Genomic DNA, 1,250 nt, shown 5'->3' on the forward strand with positions numbered 1-1,250 from the left:
CGCCGCCGAACAGCAACTCGAAGCCGCCGAACGCGCCCTGCTGCAGCTGGCCGGCCAGCGCCGCAGCCTGGGCGAACGCCGCGAACAGCAGACCCAGCAACGGACGGAGCAGCAGGCGCGCTGGGAAGCCGCGCTGCGCGACAGCCCGTTCGGCAGCGAAGCGGACTATCTCGCCGCCTGCCTGCCGCTGGCCGAACGCCAGGCGTTGCAGGCCCGCAAGCAGCAGCTGGACACCGCGCTGACCGAAGCGGCCGCGCTGCACCAGTCCGCCCGCCAGACGCTGGACCAGTTGCTCGCCCAGCCGCAGACCGGGCAGGATGCCGACGCCCTGGCTGCGCGCCTGGCGGAACTGGACGCCGAGCTGCGCCGCATCGGCCTGCGCCAGGGCGAGCTACACGCCGTGCTGCAGGGTGATGCCCAGCGTCGGCAGAGCCAGCAGGCCCTGCATGAGCAGGTCGCCCGGCAACGGGAACAGAGCGACCTCTGGCAGCACCTGGCCAGCCTGATCGGTTCCGCCGACGGCACCCGCTACCGCAAGTTCGCCCAGGGGCTGACCCTGGATCACCTGGTGCATCTGGCCAACCGCCAACTGCTGCGCCTGCATGCCCGCTATCAGCTGGCCCGGCGCAAGGGTGGCGACCTGGAACTGGACGTGCTGGACACCTGGCAGGGCGACATCGCCCGCGACACACGCACGCTGTCCGGCGGCGAGAGCTTCCTGGTCAGCCTGGCGCTGGCCCTGGCGCTGTCGGATCTGGTCAGCCAGCACACGCGCATCGACTCGCTGTTTCTCGACGAGGGCTTCGGCACCCTGGACGGCGAAACCCTGGAGGTGGCGCTCGATGCGCTCGACCAGCTCAACGCCAGCGGCAAGATGATCGGCGTGATCAGCCACGTCGAGGCGCTGAAGGAGCGCATCCCGGTGCAGATCCGCGTCGACAAGGGGGTCGGTCTGGGGCACAGCCGCCTCGATCCGACCTTTGCGGTGGGCAGATAAGAGGCTCCGTCCAGCGGGCGGAGGCGCCCCCTTCTCCCCCCGTCATCGCTAAGCCTTTGAGGGATAAATGAATTTTCTCGCCCCTCGAAGAAAAAAAATCGCACGGATGTGTTGACAGGGAAATCTCGCTGCGTAAAATGCGCGCCACTGCAACGGGGTTTCCGGTTCGGCTGGAAGTTGCAGGATTTGGAAGACCGAAGTTCCGCGATAGCTCAGTCGGTAGAGCAAATGACTGTTAATCATTGGGTCCCTG

Annotated in this window: 2 protein-coding genes; one reads left to right on the forward strand and one right to left on the reverse strand. The window is 67.4% G+C overall.

The features are described from left to right. A partial coding sequence (locus AS93_RS19810) for an SbcC/MukB-like Walker B domain-containing protein (RefSeq protein WP_037010104.1) occupies positions 1-997 on the forward strand: 997 nt, incomplete at its 5' end. Positions 998-1,045: 48 nt separating this feature from the next. Here AS93_RS19810 and AS93_RS21000 read toward each other — a convergent pair. Further along, a partial coding sequence (locus tag AS93_RS21000) for a hypothetical protein (RefSeq protein ID WP_218185757.1) occupies positions 1,046-1,250 on the reverse strand: 205 nt, incomplete at its 5' end.

Origin of the sequence: Pseudomonas sp. RL (genome assembly GCF_000647775.1) — a bacterium.
Classification (GTDB): Bacteria; Pseudomonadota; Gammaproteobacteria; order Pseudomonadales; family Pseudomonadaceae; genus Serpens; species Serpens flexibilis.